This window comes from Nocardia africana NBRC 100379 (assembly GCF_001612635.1).
GTDB lineage: Bacteria > Actinomycetota > Actinomycetes > Mycobacteriales > Mycobacteriaceae > Nocardia > Nocardia africana.
In genome coordinates, this window is sequence record NZ_BDAV01000080.1 from 1 (window position 1) to 1,167 (window position 1,167).

The following is a 1,167-nucleotide window of genomic DNA, read 5'->3' on the forward strand; positions in this document are numbered from 1 at the left end:
CAGTCCCACGCACGCGCAACCGCAGTCCATCCCTGTCGCGTCCAGACAGGACCGGGTGCAGCGCGACAGCTTCGCCATGTCCCGAGGGACCACGGGCCGTAGCGTTCGACGGCTGCGATGACCAGCCGGGTCAGGCAGCTGCGGCGCAGGTACCGCCGGTCGCCGTCCAGGTCTGGGGAGCGGATACGCACCGACTTGTGCAGCCACCGCCGATTCCCTTTGCGTGGAGGAATCTTCGCGACAACCTCACCGTCGACAGGCAGCCACATCAGCGCCACTCCCGGCGCGGTGATCACACGGCCATCCTCGATGCGTAGCTCGGGCATCCGGTCCTGCATCAGATGACGGTGGCATACGGCGCCGACACGAAGCGGTCGTTCTGTTTGCCCGCCTGGCGCAGCGACTCGGTCGCGTTGGCCTCGCTCATCACCGGCGGAGCCTCGGCGCGGGCACGTCTTCCCAGAGCAGATCCGGGTTGTTCATCAGGGCGTCGACCTGCTCGGGTGTCGGCACCGCGTAGCGTGACTCGGTCAGCGCCCACCGCTGAGCTGTTCGCGCAATCGCTGCTCGGCCTGCTCAAGCAGTGCCCGGACGTGGCCGTAGGCGGCCAGATAGTCGACGATGCCCGGTTCTGTGCCCACCCCACGTCGAGTGTGGGCCGCCTGCTCGGCATGTTCGACGATTTCGCGTTCTGCCTCGCTTTCGAGCACGCGCACCGCGTCCTGTGTGCGGGCGGCGGCGGCTTCGTCCGGGTGGGTTCGCTCCCATTCACGGGCCGCGCGGGCGGCGTCGGTCAGCAGCTTGGATCGGCAGGCCGCGGCGATCCACTCCGACAGATTCTCCCCGCCTGCATCCTGAATCCGCGCCAACAGCGCATCATCCATCGAAATCGTTGCGGTTGCCATGCCCGACAACGATAGCCCGCCCACGGCACCGGTCCGACTGGATTGTCCGCGCCGACGGTGGTGAGATCATGCCACGCCGGTGTCACCGTCGGGGGCGGGGCCGGCGGTGCTCGGGAACGTCAGCGCTCGCACACTGCGTTCGACAGGTGCCAGGTCCTTCAAAGCCGGGTCGTCCCCACGCAGTTCGGCGATCTTCCGGGCGCCGGGAATTACGCGGCCCTCGAAGGAGCCGACAGTTTTGTTGAAGTTGTCGACCGCTTTT

3 protein-coding genes are annotated in these 1,167 nt (G+C 67.5%); all 3 read right to left on the reverse strand.

From position 1 onward, the window contains the following. Positions 1–338: hypothetical protein (locus NA3_RS38350; protein WP_218021965.1), on the reverse strand; the 338-nt coding region annotated here is incomplete at its 3' end. Between the two features lie 192 nt (positions 339–530). Then, entirely contained in the window at positions 531–905 is a 375-nt protein-coding gene (locus NA3_RS35335; RefSeq protein ID WP_156769630.1) for a hypothetical protein, read from the reverse strand. A 66-nt stretch (positions 906–971) separates the two neighbouring features. Next, positions 972–1,167 (reverse strand): DNA recombination protein RmuC (locus NA3_RS37985; protein ID WP_167355106.1); only part of this gene is annotated, 196 nt, incomplete at its 5' end.